Below are 16946 nucleotides of genomic sequence, written 5' to 3'. Positions count from 1 at the left end.
GCCACACCCGGAGCCGGACCGGCAGGCCCAGGCGGTCGGGATCAGGAGGTCGGGACCGTGCTGGCGGACTCGGAGTCGACCTGCTTGCACCCGGGGGCCTGCTCGAACGCGGTGTTCAGCTCGGGGTTCGCGCGCAGGTCCTTGAGCGCGCCGTCGGTGTTGTTCAGGGCGGTCAGGGAGGGTGCCAGCTCCACCAAGGCCTGCTGGAAGGCGATCGGGTCGGCGGTGTTGATGCCCGCCAGCTTGGTCTTGGCCGAGTCGACGGAGGTCTTGGCACCGTCGATGGTGGCCTTTGCCTTGTCGACGGTGGCCTGGCCATCGGTCACCGGGGGGACGCCCGCCTCGGTGAGGCCGTTCGACAGCGTGGTCAGCGTGTCGGAGAAGTTGGCGAAGAAGGTGATCAGGCCTTCCTTTGCCGCGGCCGGGTTGGCGGGGTCGACGGCGGGCATCTGCGACAGCTTCTGCCCACCGGTCACCATCGTCCCGCAGACCTTGTCGATCCACTGCACAGCGGGGCTGGCCTGGGGGGTGTTGCCACCCTCGGGCGTCGACCCGGAATCCGAACCGCAGGCGGACAGGGTGCCGATGGCGATGGCCATCGAGGCGAGCGCAGGAACGACACGACGACCGATCATTAGTCTGCTTCCTTCTTGGATCGCAAAATAGAGAACGCGCCGAAAGCATTGGTCCCGGCTGCGAATGTCCGACCCCGGAGCCACCGGGCGACTACTGCCTGAAACCCTACTGAAACAACCGGCCCGGCGGCAAGAACCCGTCGGTAACCAACCTCGAAAACCCTCGGTTTTGTCAAGGTGACACAGTTCTCACCGGTGGGTTTTGTGGGAACGGTCAGCTCGTCACCGTGGGCATCCGCTGGGCCGTTCGGGTGAACAAGTGTCAGCCACAAGCCCTGACGTGGGAAAATCTTCCCGAACAGCACGGTATCCGGTGACCCTGCGTTGATGCTACTGCGCGGACAGGTGACGGAGCGTTCCCTGTTTTGTCACAGACCCACAAGATGGGCATCTCGGTTCCACCACATCCATTAAAACGGACCGAAAACCCTGGACCAATCGAGTGTCCGGGACGTCACGTAACGGTTGCATTTGACACCGCGCCGCCTCCGAACTTATGGTCGTCGTCACAAAATGGCGCCCGCCCGACGGCGCGCTGCGGCGGAGTTTTGTGAGCGACAAGGGGACGAGAATGCCAATAGAACTGGGCAACCGACCCGCACCCTCGACCATCCGGAAGGACCAACGCAAAGGAAGCCACCCCGCGGTTCCGGCACCGGCCGGGGCGGGTGGGCGCCTGTCGGTCCAGGACGACCGTGCGACCGCACTGTGGGCCAGCCTGCCCCGGGAGTTGGTGGCGCGGTTCCGACCCATGGTCGGGCAGCTCACCCAGGACATGATCCGCGAGATCCAGCGCGCGGTGCCCGCCTACGCCCAGCCCCTGGAGGGCCACTTCGGCGCCATCATGGTCGCCGGGGTGGAGCAGTCGGTGCTGCGCATCATGGACACCATCGGCATCGGCGGCACCCCGGACGAGAACTGGGCCAACGTCTTCCGCCAGCTCGGCCGGGTGGAGTTCGGCGAGGGCCGCAGCCTGGACTGCCTGCAGACCGCCTACCGGGTCGGCGGCCGGGTCGCCTGGCGGCACCTGGCGGCCTGGGGCCAGCAGCAGCGGCTGCCCACGGCGATGCTGACCGTGGCCGCCGAGGCGATCTTCGCCTACGTCGACGAGATCTCCACGCTGTCGATCGAGGGCTACACCGCCGCGCAGGCGCAGTCGGTCGGCGTGATCGAGCGGTGCAGGCGCAGGCTGGTCGAGCTGATCCTCTCCGAGCCCCCCGCCTCCATGGCGACCATCACCAAGCTGGCGGCCACCGCGCGCTGGCGGGTGCCCGACCAGGTGGCCGTGGTGGTCATCGAGCCCGCCGCGGACGGCGGCGGCGACGAGCTGACCGGGCCCGGCCTGCACGAGGACGTGCTGACCGACTTCGACGGCGACATGCCGTGCCTGGTCATGTCCGACCCGCAGCGGCAGCTCCGCGGGCTGCGCGAGCAGCTTCGCGGGCGCCGGGCGGTGATCGGCCCGATGGTGTCGCTGCGCGAGGCGGCCACCTCGTTGCGCTGGGCGCGGCGGGCGATGAGCCTGGTGCACCGCGGCATCATCGACGACGGCCCGGTCACCTGGTGCCGCGACCACCTCTCGACGCTGTGGCTGCTGGCCGACGAGTTCCTGGTGCGCGAGCTGCTCAAGCGCACGCTGGCCCCGTTGCAGGACCTGACGGTCAAGCAGCGCGCCCGCACCGCGGAGACGCTGCTGGCGTGGCTGGAGACCCGCGGCAGCGCCCCCGAGATCGCCGAGCGGTTGGCGATCCACCCGCAGACCGTGCGCTACCGCATGCGCCAGGTGGAGAAGCTGTTCGGCGACCAGCTCGCCGACCCCGACTCCCGCCTGGACCTGGAGATCGCGCTGCGCGCCCACCGGCTGCTGTGGCCCACCGACCGCGCCCCCGAGGCGGGCCGCCCGGAGCGCCGGGAGGTGCCCGCACGGGCCAGCTAGACCCCACCGGGGCGCTCCTCCACCGGGTCGGGGCGTCCCTCCGAATCCCCACCGCCGACGGCCGGTCCCGCACCCGCGGGGCCGGCCGTCGGCGCGTGCGGTGCGGGAGCACGCCCCGCCACGGTCGGGGGGCGGCGGGACCGGGGCGGGCGACCTTCAAGTACCGCTCAGTACCTGATTCTGCTCCGCTGCGCCGCAGAAGCGCACACCCCGACTGTGGCGTGATGACAAAGTTCCGCGCGCGGCCCGCCACATTCCAGAATAAATGTGGAAAAAGTTCCGGCGAACGCTGTGGCGATGTAGATTCCAGGACGTGCGGCGCTGATACCAGACAAGCGTCGGCGCACTATTCGTGCCCTATTGCAGGCGGCAATCCCACCGACGCGGTCGGGATTGCCACGCCCCGAGGAGGCGACCGTGTCAGAGCAGCGGGACGAACCGGACGGGCTCGCCGAGTTCCCGCTGCGGATCGCCTTCGACTCCCTGCTGTCCCCGGCGAGCACGGCGACCGACCGCGACGACCAGGACGTCACCTCGATCGACCTGTGGTCGTTGCTGCCGTCGGACCTGGCGCCGCTGTTCCGGCCGGGCGTGCAGGACCTGACCGAGGAGATCCGCAGCGAGCTCAGCCGGGCCATCCCGGCGTTCAGCAGGCGCATGGACGGCCCGTTCGGCAAGACCGTGACCGAGGGCATCCAGCAGGCGGTGATGCAGTTCATCGACCGGCTGGCCGACCCGGCGGCACCGCAGGACGACCGGGCGCAGCTTTTCCGGGACATGGGCCTGCACGACTTCTACGACGGCCCGATCCTCGACGTGCTGCAGACCGCGTACCGCATCGGCGCGCGCGTCGCCTGGCGGCGGATCGCGCAGGTCGGCGACCGGGCCGGGGTGCCCACGGCGACGCTGTGCCTGCTCGCCGAGGCCATCTTCGCCTACATCGACGAGCTCTCGGCGCTGTCGGTGGAGGGCCACGCCTCCGTGCGCGCCAGGGAGATGGGCGCCTTGGAGCGGCGGCGCAGGCAACTGCTGGAGGTCATCCTCTCCCCCGCCGCGGCCACCCCGCAGGCGCTGACCAGGCTGGCCGAGGCGGCCCGCTGGCCGGTGCCGGAGCGGATCGTCACCGTCGCCCTGGAGCTGCGCGACGAGCACTCCGAGCTGCCCGGGGCGAGCATGGACGGCCGGGTGCTGGTGGACCTGGAGGGCAGCGAGCCGTGCCTGGTCCTCGCCGAGGAGCACCGCGACCTGCTGCACAAGCTGCCCGAGGAGCTGCCCGGCTGGCGGGCCGCGGTGGGCCCCACGGTGCCGGTCACCGAGGCGGCCGAGTCGCTGCGCTGGGCCCGGCGGACGCTGGTGCTGGTCGGGCAGGGCGCGCTGCCCGACACCGAGGTCACCTGGTTCGAGCGGCACATGTCGGTGCTGTGGCTGCTCAACGACCCGTTCCTGGTGCAGGAGATCTCCGAGCGGGCGCTGGCCCCGATGGCCGAGCTGACCGGCAAGCAGCGCGACAAGCTCAGCGAGACGCTGCTGATCTGGCTGGAGACCCGGCGCAGCGCCCCGGAGATCGCCCAGCTCCTCGACGTGCACCCGCAGACCGTCCGCTACCGCCTGCGGCAGCTCGAGCGGCTGTTCGGGGCCTCGCTGGACGACCCGGACCGGCGCTTCGACATCGAGGTGGCGCTGCGGGCGCGGCGCACCCTGCGCGGGGTCGAGCTGACCCGCTAGCACCCGGCAGAACCGCGAAGGCCCCCGGTGTCCACACCGGGGGCCTTTGACTGCGCAGGGGGTTCGTGGTGCTGTCGGAGCTTCGGTGGTCCGCCGCCGCGCCGCGGCGGTGGACCGGGGCCGGGCACACGGGAGGGCAGGCGCGGTGCGGGCGCCTGCCCTCCCGGGCGGATGCTCGCCCAACAGCAGCCGGGGCCTGAACCACCACCGGGGCATCACGCGGGTGCGGGCACCGTTGCCCGCGAACTCCGGGTGGCGGCACCCGCACCCACCCGGGGTGCGAAGCCATTCCACTCGGCAGCGCATTTGTGTGAACCGTCCACCCGAACGAGTGAGTTTCGCCGGGCAGGGTCGACTTTACCCATTTCGTCAATTACTGGACAATAGCCGGACGGTAATTCACCGGTTGCCGAGTGGACCGGTCGCCGGAATTGTCACGACCGCGGCGTTCCCGAGCCCGCTAGTACGGGTCGATCGAGGAAATCCGCCATACCCCGTCCACCCGCTGCGCGCCGACGGCCAGTTGCGCGCCGCCCACGGTCGCCTCGCCGTTGTCGCCGCGGGTGGAGGTCTGGTCCATGAACACGAGCATGGTGGCGTGGTCCCCGTCGAGCTGGGACACCCCGGACAGGACCACCTTGGACTTGTGCACCAGCTTCTGCGCGGGTGCCAGTTCCCGGACCTTCTTGAACAGCTCCTCGTACTGGCTCGACGCCTTGCCGACGAGGACGGTCTTGGCCGCGGCCTCGGTCAGGGCGGTGTTGTCGTAGCGGTAGGAGAAGACCTGCTCCAGCGCCTCGCGCACGGCCGTGGTGACGGCCACGGTCTGCCCGGCGTCGACCACGGCGACGTTGTTGCCCGCCGCGTCGTCGATCCGCTCGGCGCGCAGCCACAGGAACAGGCCGCCCGCGGCGACCAGCAGGGCCGCGACCAGCAGGACGACCGACAGCCGGGTGGAGAAGGCGGGGGTGCCCACGTCGTCCGCGTCGTCGGGGTCGTCCGGGCCGTCCCGGTCGTCCAGGTCGCCGGGGTCGGCCTCGAGAGCCTCGTCCGCGTCCGGCTCGTCCGGGGTGGCGTACCCGGCCGCGGAGGTCTCGTCGACCTCCTCGACGCCGACGGTGTCGGGGGTGTCGGGAGCCTCACCGGGGGCCGGGTCGACGTGCGGGGCGGGGCGCGGTCGGCTCGTGGGCCTGCCCGCCACCCGGCGGCCCGCCACCCTGGGCGTGCGGCCCCGGGTGGAGGCGTCGCGGCGTCCGGTGCTGCTCATGGGATCTGCTCCTCTGCCTTCGCCCGGTCAGGCCGTCTGGATCTTGACCAGGTCGAGCGACGAGAGCAGCCACCCCTGATCGGTCCTGGTCAGCGTGCCCTGCATCCGGATGCGCTTGGACGACTCGGCGCCGCCCTCCGGGGTCACCGCCGTGAGCACCGAGGCGATGAAGCCCGCGGCGCCCCGGTCGGCGTCGAGTTCGGTCAGCGCGGCGTCGACGACCTCGCCCCGGGTCACCGTGCGCCCGGCGGCCAGGTTCTTGACCGTCACGTCCTTCTCGGTCTCCAGCAGGTCGTGCAGGTCGCCGGTGGACTGGGCCAGCCAGCCGTCCATGGCCGCCGGGGCGTTGCGGTAGTCGAAGGTGTTGAACTGGCCCACGATCGACTTGGCCGCGCGCAGCGCCTCGTCCCGGGCGGTGGCGTCGGCGGCGCGGACGTCGTCGGCGCCGAGCAGCCGCACACCCGAGACGCAGGCGAACACCACGGCCAGCACCAGCAGCACCACCGAGGCCACCCGCAACGGCCCGCCCGCTCGCCTGGTGCGGGTGTCCTCGTCGGTCTCGCTCATCCGGTGCTCCAGCTCCTACGGGGTCAGCGCGAGCAGCTCGTCGAGCGAGCTGCGCATGTTGTCGGTCCCCCCGGGGGCGTTGTTGTCCTGCTCCGGCAGCTCACCCCCGGGACCGAAGTCCGCGGGCTTGACCGCCGGGGGGACGCCACCGTTGGGCGCGTTCTGCGACCCCCGCACGTTACCGCTGCCCGGGGCGAGCACGCAGCGCGCGTTGGTGTTCAGCGGCGCCCCGGAGGTGTCGAGGCCGTTGCGGTAGCGGGTGCCCTCGTAGCCCTGGGTGCAGGGCATGGGGTCGAAGAAGGTCGCCGACAGGCCGAAGTTGGCGCCGTTGGGGGTGATGACGTCGCGGGCCGCGGCGATGGCCTGCGGGGCCACCACCAGCAGCTGCTCCAGGCCCGCCTGCCGGGTGACCAGCACGTTCGAGGTGGTCAGCAGGTTGGCGAACACGCCGCCGAGGCTCTTGCCGCTCTCGCGCAGCAGGCCGGAGATCTGCTCGGCCGCCGCCGGGGCGTTGGCCAGGATGGTGCGGATGTCGCCGTCGGACTTGCTGAGCTGCTCGGCGATGACCTTGGCGTTGACGCCGAAGTCCTGGATCGCCTGCTGCGACTCCACCTGGGTGGTCAGCACGGTGCCCGCGTCGGTGATGAGCTGCAGGGTCTGCGGCAGGTGCTCGGTGGCCAACTGGGTGAAGCTGCTCGCCGAGTCCAGCAGGACCTGCAGGCTGGGGCCGGTGCCCTGGGTGGCCAGGTACAGCTCGTCGACGACGGTGCGCAGCTCGTCCTCCGGCACCGACTCGACCAGCTTGTCCAGGTTGAGCAGGACGGTCTCGTTCGGCAGCGGCAGCGAGGTCGCGTCCTTGGAGATGACCGAGCCCTCGGTCAGGTAGGGCTGGCCGTCGCGGCGGGGGCGCAGGTCGAGGTACTGCTCGCCGACCGCGGAGCGGTTGGCGACCACGGCCTCGACGTCGGCGGGGACCTGCGGGGCGTCGTCGCGGATGCGCAGGTCGACCTCGACGCCGTCGTTGACCAGGTGCAGCTCGTCGACCCGGCCGATGCCGACGCCGCGGTAGGTGACCTCGGCGTTGGTGAAGATGCCGCCGGAGTCGGGCAGGCGCACCTTCACGATGTAGCCCGCGGCGCCGAACATGGTGTCCAGGCCCGCGTACTTGGCGCCGACGTAGCTGATGCCCGCCAGGGCGATCAGCACGAAGACGGTGATCTGGACTCGTACCCGTCGGGTGATCATCAGCCGTTCCCCTCCGGGGCCTGGTCCGCCGAGGGCAGCGACAGCGGGGCCGAGGCGGGGGCGGCCCCCCTCGACTTCGAGTCGAAGTTCAGGTACACGTTCAGGTAGTCGCCCTTGATCGCGTTCAACGCCGAGTCCGGGAACGGGAACGTGAACAGCAGTTCCATGGCCTGCGGCAGGTTCTGCCCGGCCTCGTTGAGCTTGCGCAGCGTCGGCTCCAGGGCCTTGAGGTCGGCCACCAGGTCGTCCTTGCTGGCGTTGACCACCCCCACGGCGGTCGACGACAGCGAGTCCAGCGACTTGAGCATGGTGACGAACTGCTCGCGCTGCTGCGAGAGCACCTCGATGCCCGGGCCGAGGCCCTCCAGGAGCTGGGCGATCTGGTCCTTGCGCTGCCCGAGCGAGCCGGAGAGCCGGTCCAGGCCGTCGAGGGCCCTGGTGATCTCGGCGCGGTGCGTGTCCAGGCCACCGGCGAAGGTGTTGAGGTTGGTCAGCAGCGCCTTGATGTCCTGGGAGTTGCCGCCCAGCGCCGCGTTCAGCTCCTTGGTGATCAACTGGATCTGCCCGACGCCGCCGCCGTTGAGCAGCATCGACAGCGCGCCGAACACCTCCTCGATCTCCGGGTTGCGGTTGGTGCGCTCCAGCGGGATGTTGGCGCCGTCGGCGAGGGTGCCCTGCTTGGCGTCGTCGCTCGGGTCGGCCAGCTCGACGAACTTCTCGCCCAGCACGCTGGACTGGCGCAGCCGGGCCACCGCGGTGCCCGCGAGCTTGACCGAGCCGTTGACGACCATGCTGACCCGCGCGCTGCGGCCGTCGGGGGACAGCTCGATCGCCTCGACCTTGCCGATGGCCACGTCGTTGACCTTGACCCCGGACTGCGGGACCAGGTCCAGCACGTCCTTGAAGTCGGCGGTGACGTGGTAGGGGCGGTCGCCGACGTCGGCGCCGCCGGGGAGGTCGACGTCGTAGAGACCGCCGCCGCAGCCCGCGAGCACGGTCATCCCCAGCCCCGCCGCCACGGCGGCGCGGAGCCCGGGGAACAGCCGGGTGCGCATCAGTTGCCTCCCTGCGCGTTGGCCGTGGCGGGCAGCGGCAGCAACGAGAACTCGTTGAGGTTGCCCCGGCCGTCGAGCGTGCGGGTGTTCGGGTCGTAGGCGTTGAGCAGGTTGCTCAGCGCCAGCGGCGTGGCGTCCAGCGCCTCCGACAGCGAGGCCCGCTGCTGCGAGAGCAGCGCGGTGGTGCCCGCCAGCTTGTCCACGTTGGTCTTGATCAGGCCGCGGTTGTCCTTGATGAAGCCCTGCACCGTGCCCAGGGCGGAGGCCAGTTCGCGCAGCGCCTCGTCGAAGTTGCCGCGCTCGTCGGCGAGGTTCTTCGACACCGACGACAACAGGTCGTCGAGCTGGCGGACCTGGCCGTCGCTCTGCGCCAGCGTGGTGGTGAACTTCTGCAGCCCGTCGACGGTGGCGAACAGGTCGTCCTGGGAGTTGCCCAGGGTGCGGGCAAGGTCGCCGAGGTCGCGCACGGTCTGGCCGAACTCCGCGCCGTTGCCCTCGAGGTAGGTGGCGCCGGTCTTGAGCAGGTCGCTGAGCGCGCCGTCCTTGTTGGACCCCTCCGGGCCCAGGGCGGTGGTCACGTCGTTGAGGCTGGAGAAGAGCTGGTCGATCTCGACCGGGACGACGGTGCGCTCCAGCGGGATCGTGGTGTCGTCGGCCAGCCGGGGGCCGCTGGTGTCGACCGGGCTGAGCTGCACGTACCGGTCGGCGACCAGGCTGGGGGTGACGATCAGCGCGTTGGCGCCCTGCGGGATCGGGGCGTCGGCGTCGATGGTCATGGTGACCTTGACGTTGGGGCCCTGCGGCTCCACGGTGTCCACCGAGCCGATCTTGACGCCGAGCGCGCGCACGTCGGAGTCGGTGTAGAGGCCGACCGCGGCGGTGAAGTACGCCGTCACCGACTTGGTCTTGCCCGCGTTGAGCAGCGCCCAGGTGCCCGCGGCGACCAGCAGGACCGCCGCCGCGCCGATGGCGATCGCGCGGATCAGCTTGTAGCGGGTCTTCGTGGCGGCCATCAGCGTCCTCCTGCCTTGGGTGGCACGCAGCCCGCCGAACCGTCCGTGGACGGGATCAGGCCGCAGATGTAGCTGTCGAGCCAGCGGCCATTGCCGACGGCGTTTCCGATGAGCCGGTAGAACGGGCCCGCCAGGCGCAGCGCCTTGTCCAGGTTGTCCTGGTTGCGCTGGAGCACGTCGGTGACCCGGTTGAGCTGTTCCAGGGCGGGGCCGATCTGCTGCTGGTTGTCGGCGACCAGGCCCTGGAGCTGGCGGGACAGGTCGCGGGTGCCGACCAGCAGGTCGTGGATCGCCTGGCGGCGGCGGTCGAACTCGCCGAGCAGCGTGTTGCCGTCGTTGATCAGCGCGGTGAACTGGTCGGAGCGGTCGGCGATGGTCTTGCTGACCCCGCTGGAGCTCTCCAGGAGCTGCTTGAGGTCCTGGTCCCGGGAGGAGATCGTCTTCGACAGCGACGAGAGGCCGTCCAGGGCGCTCTTGACGGTCTCCGGGGTGGAGGCCGAGAAGGTCTGCGCCAGGGTCTTGAAGCTCTCCGCCAGCCGGTCGGTGTCGATCTCGCCGGAGGTCTTGGCCAGGTCGGCGAACGCGTCGTTCACGTCGTAGGGGGTGATCGTGCGCTCGCTCGGGATCGGGTTGTCCGGGTCGAGTTCCTCGGTGCCCACCGGGTCCAGCGCCAGGTTCTTCTGGCCCAGCAGGGTCTTGATCTTGATGGCGGCGACGGTCTGGTCACCCAGCCACACCCCGCGCGCCCGGAAGGTCACCTTGACGTAGGTGTTCTCCAGCTCGACCGCGGTCACCTTGCCGACCTTGACCCCGGCCACCCGGACCTCGTCGTCGGGCTTGAGCCCCGCGGCCTCCTTGAAGTGCGCGGTGTACTCCCGGCCGCCGATGATCGGCAGCGAGTCCCAGGAGAAGATCAGCAGACCCACCAGCGCCATCAACGCGATGCCGACGAGGCCGACCTTGACGGTGTTGCGTTCGCGGAACGGTTTCACGACCGGCACCTCGCAGCGGTGTTCGGCAGGCCGATGTCGCCGGGACCCTGACCGGGTGCGGGGTCGACGTCGGTGGTGGCCGAGCACAGGTAGAAGTTGAGCCAGGACCCGTAGGAGGCCATCCGGCCGATGGCCTCGTACTTGATCGGCAGGTTCTTGAGGAAGGACTCGAACTGCGGGGTGTTGTTCGCCAGCGTGTTCGAAAGCTGCCCGAGGGCGTCGATGTCGCGCTTGAGCGGCTCCCGGCCCTGCGCGAGCAGGTCCGAGGTGCTGGTGGTCAGCTCGGCGATGCTGGAGATCGCGTCGCCGATCGGCTTGGCGTCCTTGGCCAGGCCGGACACCAACTGCTGGGTGGTCAGCAGCAGCGACGAGAGCTGGTCGCCCTGGGAGTTGACCTGCCCGAGCACGGTGTTCAGGTTCGTGATCACCCGACCGATGACGTCGTCCTTCTGCGCCAGCGTGGTGGTCAGCGAGGCGACGTGGGTCAGCAGGTTGTCCACCGTGCCGCCCTCGCCCTGCAGGACCTGCACGACCTCCAGCGACAGCTTGTTGACGTCCTCGGGCGAGAGCGCCTGGAACAGCGGCTTGAACCCGTTGAACATCGCGGTCAGGTCCAGGGCGGGCCGGGTGCGGTCCAGCGGGATGACCGAGTCCTCCGGCAGCGTGCCGGAACCGGTGCCCTGGTCGATGGAGATGTAGCGCTGGCCGATCAGGTTGCGGAACTTCACCGTGGCGATGGCCGTGGGCGACAGCGCCCAGCGGCGGTCCACGCTGAACTCCACCTGGCTGAACTTGCGGTCCACCACCTCGATGTCCTCGACCTGCCCGACGCGCACACCCGACATGCGGATGTCGTCGCCGGTGTTGAGCGAGGTGACGTCGGTGAACTTCGCCGAGTAGCTGATGGTGTCGCCGCTGCCCTTGTTGGCGATCGTCACGCCGAGCACGATCGTGGCCACCAGCGTGACCACCGTGAAGATCAGGCCCTTGACCAGCGGTCCGGTCACGGACTTCATGACAGGTTCACCTCAGCTCCGCGCAGCAGGGGTCCGACCAGCAGGCTGCTCCAGTCCGCGAGGTCGGCCGGTGCCAGGTTGTCGGTGGTGGGGGCGATCAGCTCGTTGATGAACTGGCTCTCCTCCGCCGAGTTGACGGTGCCCAGCCCGTCGGTGCCGCTCGCCGTGTCCATCGCCACCGCGGGGGTCGCGCCCCCGGAGAGCCCGCCGGGGTAGCAGCGGGGACCGCTCTTGGCGGTGAAGGCCGGGCGGTCGCGGCCGGGGACGTAGGCGCCCCGCGACTGCTTGACGACCAGGTTGACGTGCATGCCCGGCTCGTTGGTGCCGACGCCGAGCGCCCGCTCCACGTCCGGCTTGACGTTGACGACCGCCTGCGCCAGGCAGGGGAACTCCGGGGAGTACCTGGCCAGCAGCTCCAGCGTGGGCCTGCTGCTGTCCGCCAGCCCGATCAGCGTGTTCGCGTTGCCGCGGACGAACTCGCCCAGGTCGTTCGACGCGGTGGTGAGCGAACCGAACAGGTTGGTGAGCTGGTCCTTCTGCTCGGCGATCGTCTTGCTCGTCGTGGTCAGCTCGTCGAGGGCGTCGATGATGTCCGGTGCCGCCTTCTCGTAGACCCCGACGGTGTCGGCGAACTTGGTGATGTCCGCCTGGATCTGCGGCATCTGCGGGTTCAGCTCGGCGAGGTACTTGTTGAGCGAGACCATGGTCTCACCCAGGGTCTTGCCCCGGCCCTCCAGCGCCTGCGACAGCGCGCCGAGGGTGGAGTTGAGCTTCTGCGGCTGCACCGCCTGCAGCACCGGCAGCAGGTCGCGCAGCGCCTTCTCCAGCTCGACCGAGCGCTCGGAGGTGTCCTGGTTGATCGCGTCGCCCTCGCGCAGCGGGCGCGCCGGGCTCTCCGGGACCACCAGGGCCACGTACCGCTGGCCGAAGAGGGTCTTGGGCAGCAGCCGGGCGGTGACGTTGCTGGGCAGGAGCTGCAGCTTGTCCGGCTCCAGCGCCAGCTCGATCGCCACCCCGTCGCCGTCGGTGACGATCGAGTCGACGGTGCCCACGATCATGCCGCGGACCTTGACGTCGGCGTTCTCCTTGAGCTGGTTGCCCACCCGGTCGGCGTGCAGCACGACCCGGGTGGAGCTGACGAACGCCTTGTCGTAGATGGCGATCGCCAGCCAGCCCAGCAGCAGGATGATGATGAGGAAGAAGACACCCATCGTCTGGTTGCGCAGTCGCGTGTTCACCCGGCCACCCGCACCGTCGTCGTCGCGCCCCAGATCGCGAGGCTGAGGAAGAAGTCCAGGACGCTGATGATCACGATCGAGGTCCGCACGGAGCGGCCGACCGCGACACCCACGCCCGCCGGGCCGCCGCTGGCGCGGTAGCCGTAGAAGCAGTGCGTCAGGATGATCGCCACGCTGAAGATCAGCACCTTGACGAACGACCACACCACGTCCTCCGGGGGGAGGAACAGCGAGAAGTAGTGGTCGTAGGTGCCCGCCGACTGCCCGTAGACGCTGACGGTGATCGTCCGCGCCGCCAGGTACGACGTCAGCAGGCCGATCGTGTACAGCGGGATGATCGCCACGAACCCGGCGATGATCCGCGAGGTCACCAGGTACGGCATCGACCGGATCGCCATGACCTCCAGCGCGTCGATCTCCTCGGAGATCCGCATGGCGCCGAGCTGGGCGGTGAAGCCGGAGCCGACCGTGGACGACAGCGCCAGGCTGGCGGCCAGCGGGGCGATCTCGCGGGTGTTGAAGTACGCCGAGAGGAAGCCCGCGAACGCCGAGGTGCCGATCTGGTTCAGCGCCGCGAAGCCCTGCAGGCCGACGACCGTGCCGGTGAAGACCGACAGGCCGACCATGACGCCGATGGTGCCGCCGATGACCGCCAGCGCGCCGGAGCCGAAGCTCACCTCGGCCAGCAGCCGGATGATCTCCCGCAGGTAGCGGGTGAGCGCGAACGGAATCCAGGCCAGCGCGCGGGCGTAGAACACGAGCTGGTCGCCGAGCCGTTCCAGCGCGTTGAACGGGCGCTGGAAGGACACCCGGCCCTTGCCGCGGAGCGTTACCACGTCACGCTCCCTTCGCGGGGACGAGCTGCAGGTAGACCACGGAGATCACCAGGTTCACCAGGAACAGCAGGAGGAAGGTGATGACCACGGACTGGTTCACCACGTCGCCGACGCCCTTCGGGCCGCCCTTGGGGTTCAACCCCCGGTAGGAGGCCACCAGGCCGGCGAGGAAACCGAAGATCACGGCCTTGAGCGTGCCGACCCACAGGTCCGAGAGCTGCGCCAGGGCCGAGAAGCTGGAGAGGAAGGCACCGGGGGTGCCGCCCTGCACGACCACGTTGAAGAAGTAGCCGCCGCACACGCCGACGACCGAGACCATGCCGTTGAGCAGCGCGGCCACACCCATGGCGGCGAGCACGCGGGGCACCACCAGGCGCTGGATCGGGGAGACGCCGAGCACCATCATCGCGTCGATCTCCTCGCGGATGGTCCGCGAGCCCAGGTCCGCGCAGATCGCCGAGCCACCGGCACCGGCGACCACCAGCGTGGTCACGATCGGGCTGGCCTGCTGGATGACCGCGAGCACGCTGGCCGCGCCGTTGAACGAGTCGGCGCCGATCTGCGCGGTCAGCGACCCCAACTGCAGGGTGATGACCGCGCCGAACGGGATGGCGACCAGGGCGGCGGGCATGATCGAGACGCTGGCGATGAACCAGAACTGCTGGATGAACTCCTTGGCCTGGAAGGGCCGCTTGAACATCTGCACGATGACGTCGAGCGCCATGGCGAAGATGTTGCCGAACTCGCGCATGGCCCCCGTGGCCTTGGCCGCGACCGGGGCCAGCGGGGAGGTCTTGCGGGACGTGCGGGTGCTCACTGGTCCCCCTCCTCGCGGCGCCACGGGCGGGGCCGCGGGCGCATGGGCGGGGACTGCTGCGGCTGCTGCGGGGCGGGCGGGCGCGACTGGGCGACCGGGCGCGGGATCTGCTGGGTGGGCTGGGCACCCGCCGCGGGCCGGGTGGGCAACTCCTGGCTGACCCGGGTCTGCTCCCGGGTGGCGGTGGCCGTGCCGGTGGTGCCCGGGCCCGAGGGCATCGCCATGCCGGTGGTGCGGCGGCGCCACTCCTGGTAGCGGTCGTAGTCGTCGCGGCTGAGGCTGGCCAGGATGCCGTGCTGGGCGGACTCGGGCAGCGTGTGCAGGATCTGCATGACCCGCTGGCGGCGGCGCCGGGCGGCGTCGCGCGGCGGCAGCCCCGGGGTCGGCTCGAGCTGCGGGACGACCCCGCGCATGTCCTCCTCGAGCGAGCCGTCGCTGTGCCCGGCGTCCAGGTGCGCCTGCTCCTGGGCCATCTGCGCCTGGTCCTTCTCCTCGGACATGCCGATGGGACCGATGCGGCGACCGTTGAGGAACTGCTCGACGACCGGCTCCTCGCTGGTCAGCAGCACCTCGCGGGGCCCGAACATCACCAGTTCCTTGCGGAACAGCATCCCCAGGTTGTCCGGGACGGTGCGGGCCACGTTGATGTTGTGCGTGACGATGAGGATCGTCGCGTCGATCTGCGCGTTCAGGTCGATCAGCAACTGCGACAGGTACGCGGTGCGGACCGGGTCGAGACCGGAGTCCGGCTCGTCGCACAGGATGATCTGCGGGTCGAGCACCAACGCCCGCGCCAGCCCGGCGCGCTTGCGCATACCACCGGAGATCTCCCCCGGCAGCTTGCCCTCCGCACCGAGCATGCCCACCATGTCGATCTTCGACATGACGATGTCGCGGACCTCCTTCTCGCTCTTGCGCGTGTGCTCGCGCAGCGGGAAGGCGACGTTGTCGAAGATGTTCATCGACCCGAACAGCGCACCGTCCTGGAACAGCACGCCGAACAGCTTGCGGATCTCGTAGAGGTCGCGCTCCGGGCAGGAGCACAGGTCGACCCCGTTGATGACCACGCGGCCCTTCTCCGGCTTGAGCAGCCCGATCAGGCACTTGAGGAACACCGACTTGCCGGTACCGGACGGCCCGAGCAGCACGCTGACCTCACCGGAGGGCAGCGTGAGCGTGACGTCCCGCCAGATGGCCTGCTTGCCGAACGACTTGCTCAGGCCCTCGACGGCGACCTCGACACCCATCACACCTCCTGTGGGAAAACGGCTTGCTTGCTTGACGCGTCGTGCTCGGCTAGTTGGTGCAGCCGACGCACTCGTTCTCCAGGATCACCCGCACCGGGTTGTCCGGGCCGGACACCAGACCGGTCATCAGCCTGCTCAAGTCCTCACCCTGGGCGGTGCGGCAGCCGGTGAACGGCGGGATGGTGGCCACGGTGTTCAGCTCGCTCTTGACGCCCTGCGCGAGCTGGACGTCGCCGTTGAGCTGGGTCACGAGCGGGCTCGCGGTCTTGCAGCCGGGGAGCACGCCGAGGTTCACGCCGCCGTTGGGGTTCTCCGGCGTGGCGCCTTGGCGGATGTTGGAGACGTTGAGGTCGATCGTCGCGGTGGCCTTGGTGCGCGCGAGCGGCAGCTGCAGCTCCATCGTGCCCTCGACCGGCTTGTTCTGCGTGGCCTGGATGTCGTTGAGCACCGGGATGAAGCGGAAGACGACCATGTAGGTGTCCTTGGCGAGGTCGAACTCCACCTCACCGGTGAGCGTGCCGCCGGTGAAGGGCGTGTCGATGGTCAGCTTGCCCTTCAGGGTGACCTCGGCGCCGACCTTCTTGATCTTGGTGATCACGGTCATCTTGAACCGGGACTTCAGCGACTGCAGCGTGCCGACCGGAGGGGCGGCGGGCTGGGCTTGGGCCTGGGGCGCGGCGGGGGCAGCGGCGGTCACCTCGAAGGTGCCCAGCGCGCCGGAATCGGTGGTGGCGGCGCAGGTGATCTCGGTGGTGCCGACGACCATTTGCGCTGTGAGCCCGGTCAGCTCGACCTGGGCGGTGCCCGCCGCTTTGGGGGTGAACGCGACCGGCGCGCCCTCCAGGGTGAGGTTCAGGGCGCCCTGGGCCGGAAGGGTCATGGCCTTCACCGCGAGCGGGGTGGCCTTGAGGTCGGTCCTGGTGGCGCCCTCGACCAGGGTCATGGTGGGGGTGAGGCTGGCGTCCAGGGCGGTCTCGCCGCCCGCGCGCAGCTTGTCCACCGCGGTCGCCGGGAGGGCGATCTTGGCGCTGGGCTTGGCCACCACCTCGGCGCCCGCGGCGGCGGTGTCCGGGATGCCGACGCCGAACTCGATCGGGACGTCGACCCTGTCGCCGCCGGGGAGCACGCAGCCGAAGGCGGTGCCGACCGGGGTCTCACCCGCCGTCGCCGCGCTGGTGCTGTAGTAGATGCCGCCGCCCGCTGCGCCGAGGACGACCGCGGCCAGGGCGGACTTCACCGCGAGGCGACGCCGCTTGCGCGTCTCGGAAACGTTCATGAGATGACCACTCACCTGCCGATGAATATACGGGCAAAATGACGTGAAGGACACGCCGCGAGCACGGGCTCGGACGTTACC

15 protein-coding genes are annotated in these 16946 nt (G+C 70.1%); 2 read left to right on the top strand and 13 right to left on the bottom strand.

The window, feature by feature from the left end; all coding sequences use genetic code 11:
- Nucleotides 1–41 precede the first annotated feature (41 nt).
- Nucleotides 42–635 (bottom strand): TolC family protein, encoded by a 594-nt coding sequence (locus DFQ13_RS34165; protein WP_181400173.1) that lies wholly within the window; start codon nucleotides 633–635, stop codon nucleotides 42–44.
- Between the two features lie 751 nt (nucleotides 636–1386).
- Here DFQ13_RS34165 and DFQ13_RS27890 point away from each other — a divergent pair.
- Together DFQ13_RS27890 and DFQ13_RS27885 are read left to right on the top strand one after the other, a co-directional pair.
- Nucleotides 1387–2571, top strand: a complete 1185-nt coding sequence (locus DFQ13_RS27890) for a helix-turn-helix domain-containing protein (protein ID WP_063935945.1) — start codon at nucleotides 1387–1389, stop codon at nucleotides 2569–2571.
- Nucleotides 2572–2988: 417 nt separating this feature from the next.
- A complete protein-coding gene (locus DFQ13_RS27885) occupies nucleotides 2989–4296 on the top strand; it encodes a PucR family transcriptional regulator (RefSeq protein WP_233438605.1) in 1308 nt (435 codons plus the stop codon).
- Between the two features lie 460 nt (nucleotides 4297–4756).
- On the opposite strand, the gene DFQ13_RS27880 is transcribed toward DFQ13_RS27885, so the two are convergent.
- From DFQ13_RS27880 to DFQ13_RS27825, 12 genes are all read right to left on the bottom strand, one after another.
- Complete coding sequence (locus DFQ13_RS27880; RefSeq protein WP_110081925.1) at nucleotides 4757–5563, bottom strand: nuclear transport factor 2 family protein; 807 nt, start codon at nucleotides 5561–5563, stop codon at nucleotides 4757–4759.
- 27 nt (nucleotides 5564–5590) lie between these two features.
- Nucleotides 5591–6130: a hypothetical protein gene (locus DFQ13_RS27875; RefSeq protein ID WP_052021205.1), complete on the bottom strand. Its 540-nt coding sequence runs from the start codon at nucleotides 6128–6130 to the stop codon at nucleotides 5591–5593.
- Between the two features lie 15 nt (nucleotides 6131–6145).
- On the bottom strand, nucleotides 6146–7375 hold the full coding sequence (locus DFQ13_RS27870) for an MCE family protein (protein WP_035283068.1): 1230 nt from the start codon (nucleotides 7373–7375) through the stop codon (nucleotides 6146–6148).
- Nucleotides 7375–8430 (bottom strand): MCE family protein, encoded by a 1056-nt coding sequence (locus DFQ13_RS27865; RefSeq protein WP_110081924.1) that lies wholly within the window; start codon nucleotides 8428–8430, stop codon nucleotides 7375–7377. The genes DFQ13_RS27870 and DFQ13_RS27865 overlap by 1 nt, the downstream gene beginning before the upstream one ends.
- Nucleotides 8430–9443, bottom strand: coding sequence for an MCE family protein (locus DFQ13_RS27860; RefSeq protein WP_110081923.1), 1014 nt, complete (start codon nucleotides 9441–9443; stop codon nucleotides 8430–8432). The genes DFQ13_RS27865 and DFQ13_RS27860 overlap by 1 nt, the downstream gene beginning before the upstream one ends.
- Nucleotides 9443–10435, bottom strand: a complete 993-nt coding sequence (locus tag DFQ13_RS27855; RefSeq protein WP_035283072.1) for an MCE family protein — start codon at nucleotides 10433–10435, stop codon at nucleotides 9443–9445. Before DFQ13_RS27855 ends, DFQ13_RS27860 begins: the two co-directional genes overlap by 1 nt.
- Nucleotides 10432–11451: an MCE family protein gene (locus DFQ13_RS27850; protein ID WP_035283074.1), complete on the bottom strand. Its 1020-nt coding sequence runs from the start codon at nucleotides 11449–11451 to the stop codon at nucleotides 10432–10434. Before DFQ13_RS27850 ends, DFQ13_RS27855 begins: the two co-directional genes overlap by 4 nt.
- Entirely contained in the window at nucleotides 11448–12689 is a 1242-nt protein-coding gene (locus DFQ13_RS27845) for an MCE family protein (protein ID WP_233438604.1), read from the bottom strand. Before DFQ13_RS27845 ends, DFQ13_RS27850 begins: the two co-directional genes overlap by 4 nt.
- A complete protein-coding gene (locus DFQ13_RS27840; RefSeq protein ID WP_035283076.1) occupies nucleotides 12686–13525 on the bottom strand; it encodes an MlaE family ABC transporter permease in 840 nt (279 codons plus the stop codon). Before DFQ13_RS27840 ends, DFQ13_RS27845 begins: the two co-directional genes overlap by 4 nt.
- A gap of 1 nt (nucleotide 13526) precedes the next feature.
- On the bottom strand, nucleotides 13527–14276 hold the full coding sequence (locus DFQ13_RS27835) for an MlaE family ABC transporter permease (protein ID WP_052021213.1): 750 nt from the start codon (nucleotides 14274–14276) through the stop codon (nucleotides 13527–13529).
- Between the two features lie 62 nt (nucleotides 14277–14338).
- Nucleotides 14339–15589 carry an ABC transporter ATP-binding protein gene (locus DFQ13_RS27830; RefSeq protein ID WP_052021207.1) on the bottom strand — a complete coding sequence of 417 codons (1251 nt, stop codon included), beginning with the start codon at nucleotides 15587–15589 and terminating at the stop codon, nucleotides 14339–14341.
- Nucleotides 15590–15638: 49 nt separating this feature from the next.
- Nucleotides 15639–16865: a hypothetical protein gene (locus DFQ13_RS27825; RefSeq protein ID WP_110081922.1), complete on the bottom strand. Its 1227-nt coding sequence runs from the start codon at nucleotides 16863–16865 to the stop codon at nucleotides 15639–15641.
- Between the last annotated feature and the right edge of the window lie 81 nt (nucleotides 16866–16946).

It is taken from the genome of Actinokineospora spheciospongiae (genome assembly GCF_003182415.1).
Taxonomy (GTDB): domain Bacteria; phylum Actinomycetota; class Actinomycetes; order Mycobacteriales; family Pseudonocardiaceae; genus Actinokineospora; species Actinokineospora spheciospongiae.
The sequence above is the reverse complement of the archived record's forward strand: the minus strand, read 5'-3'. Positions and strand labels throughout refer to the sequence as shown.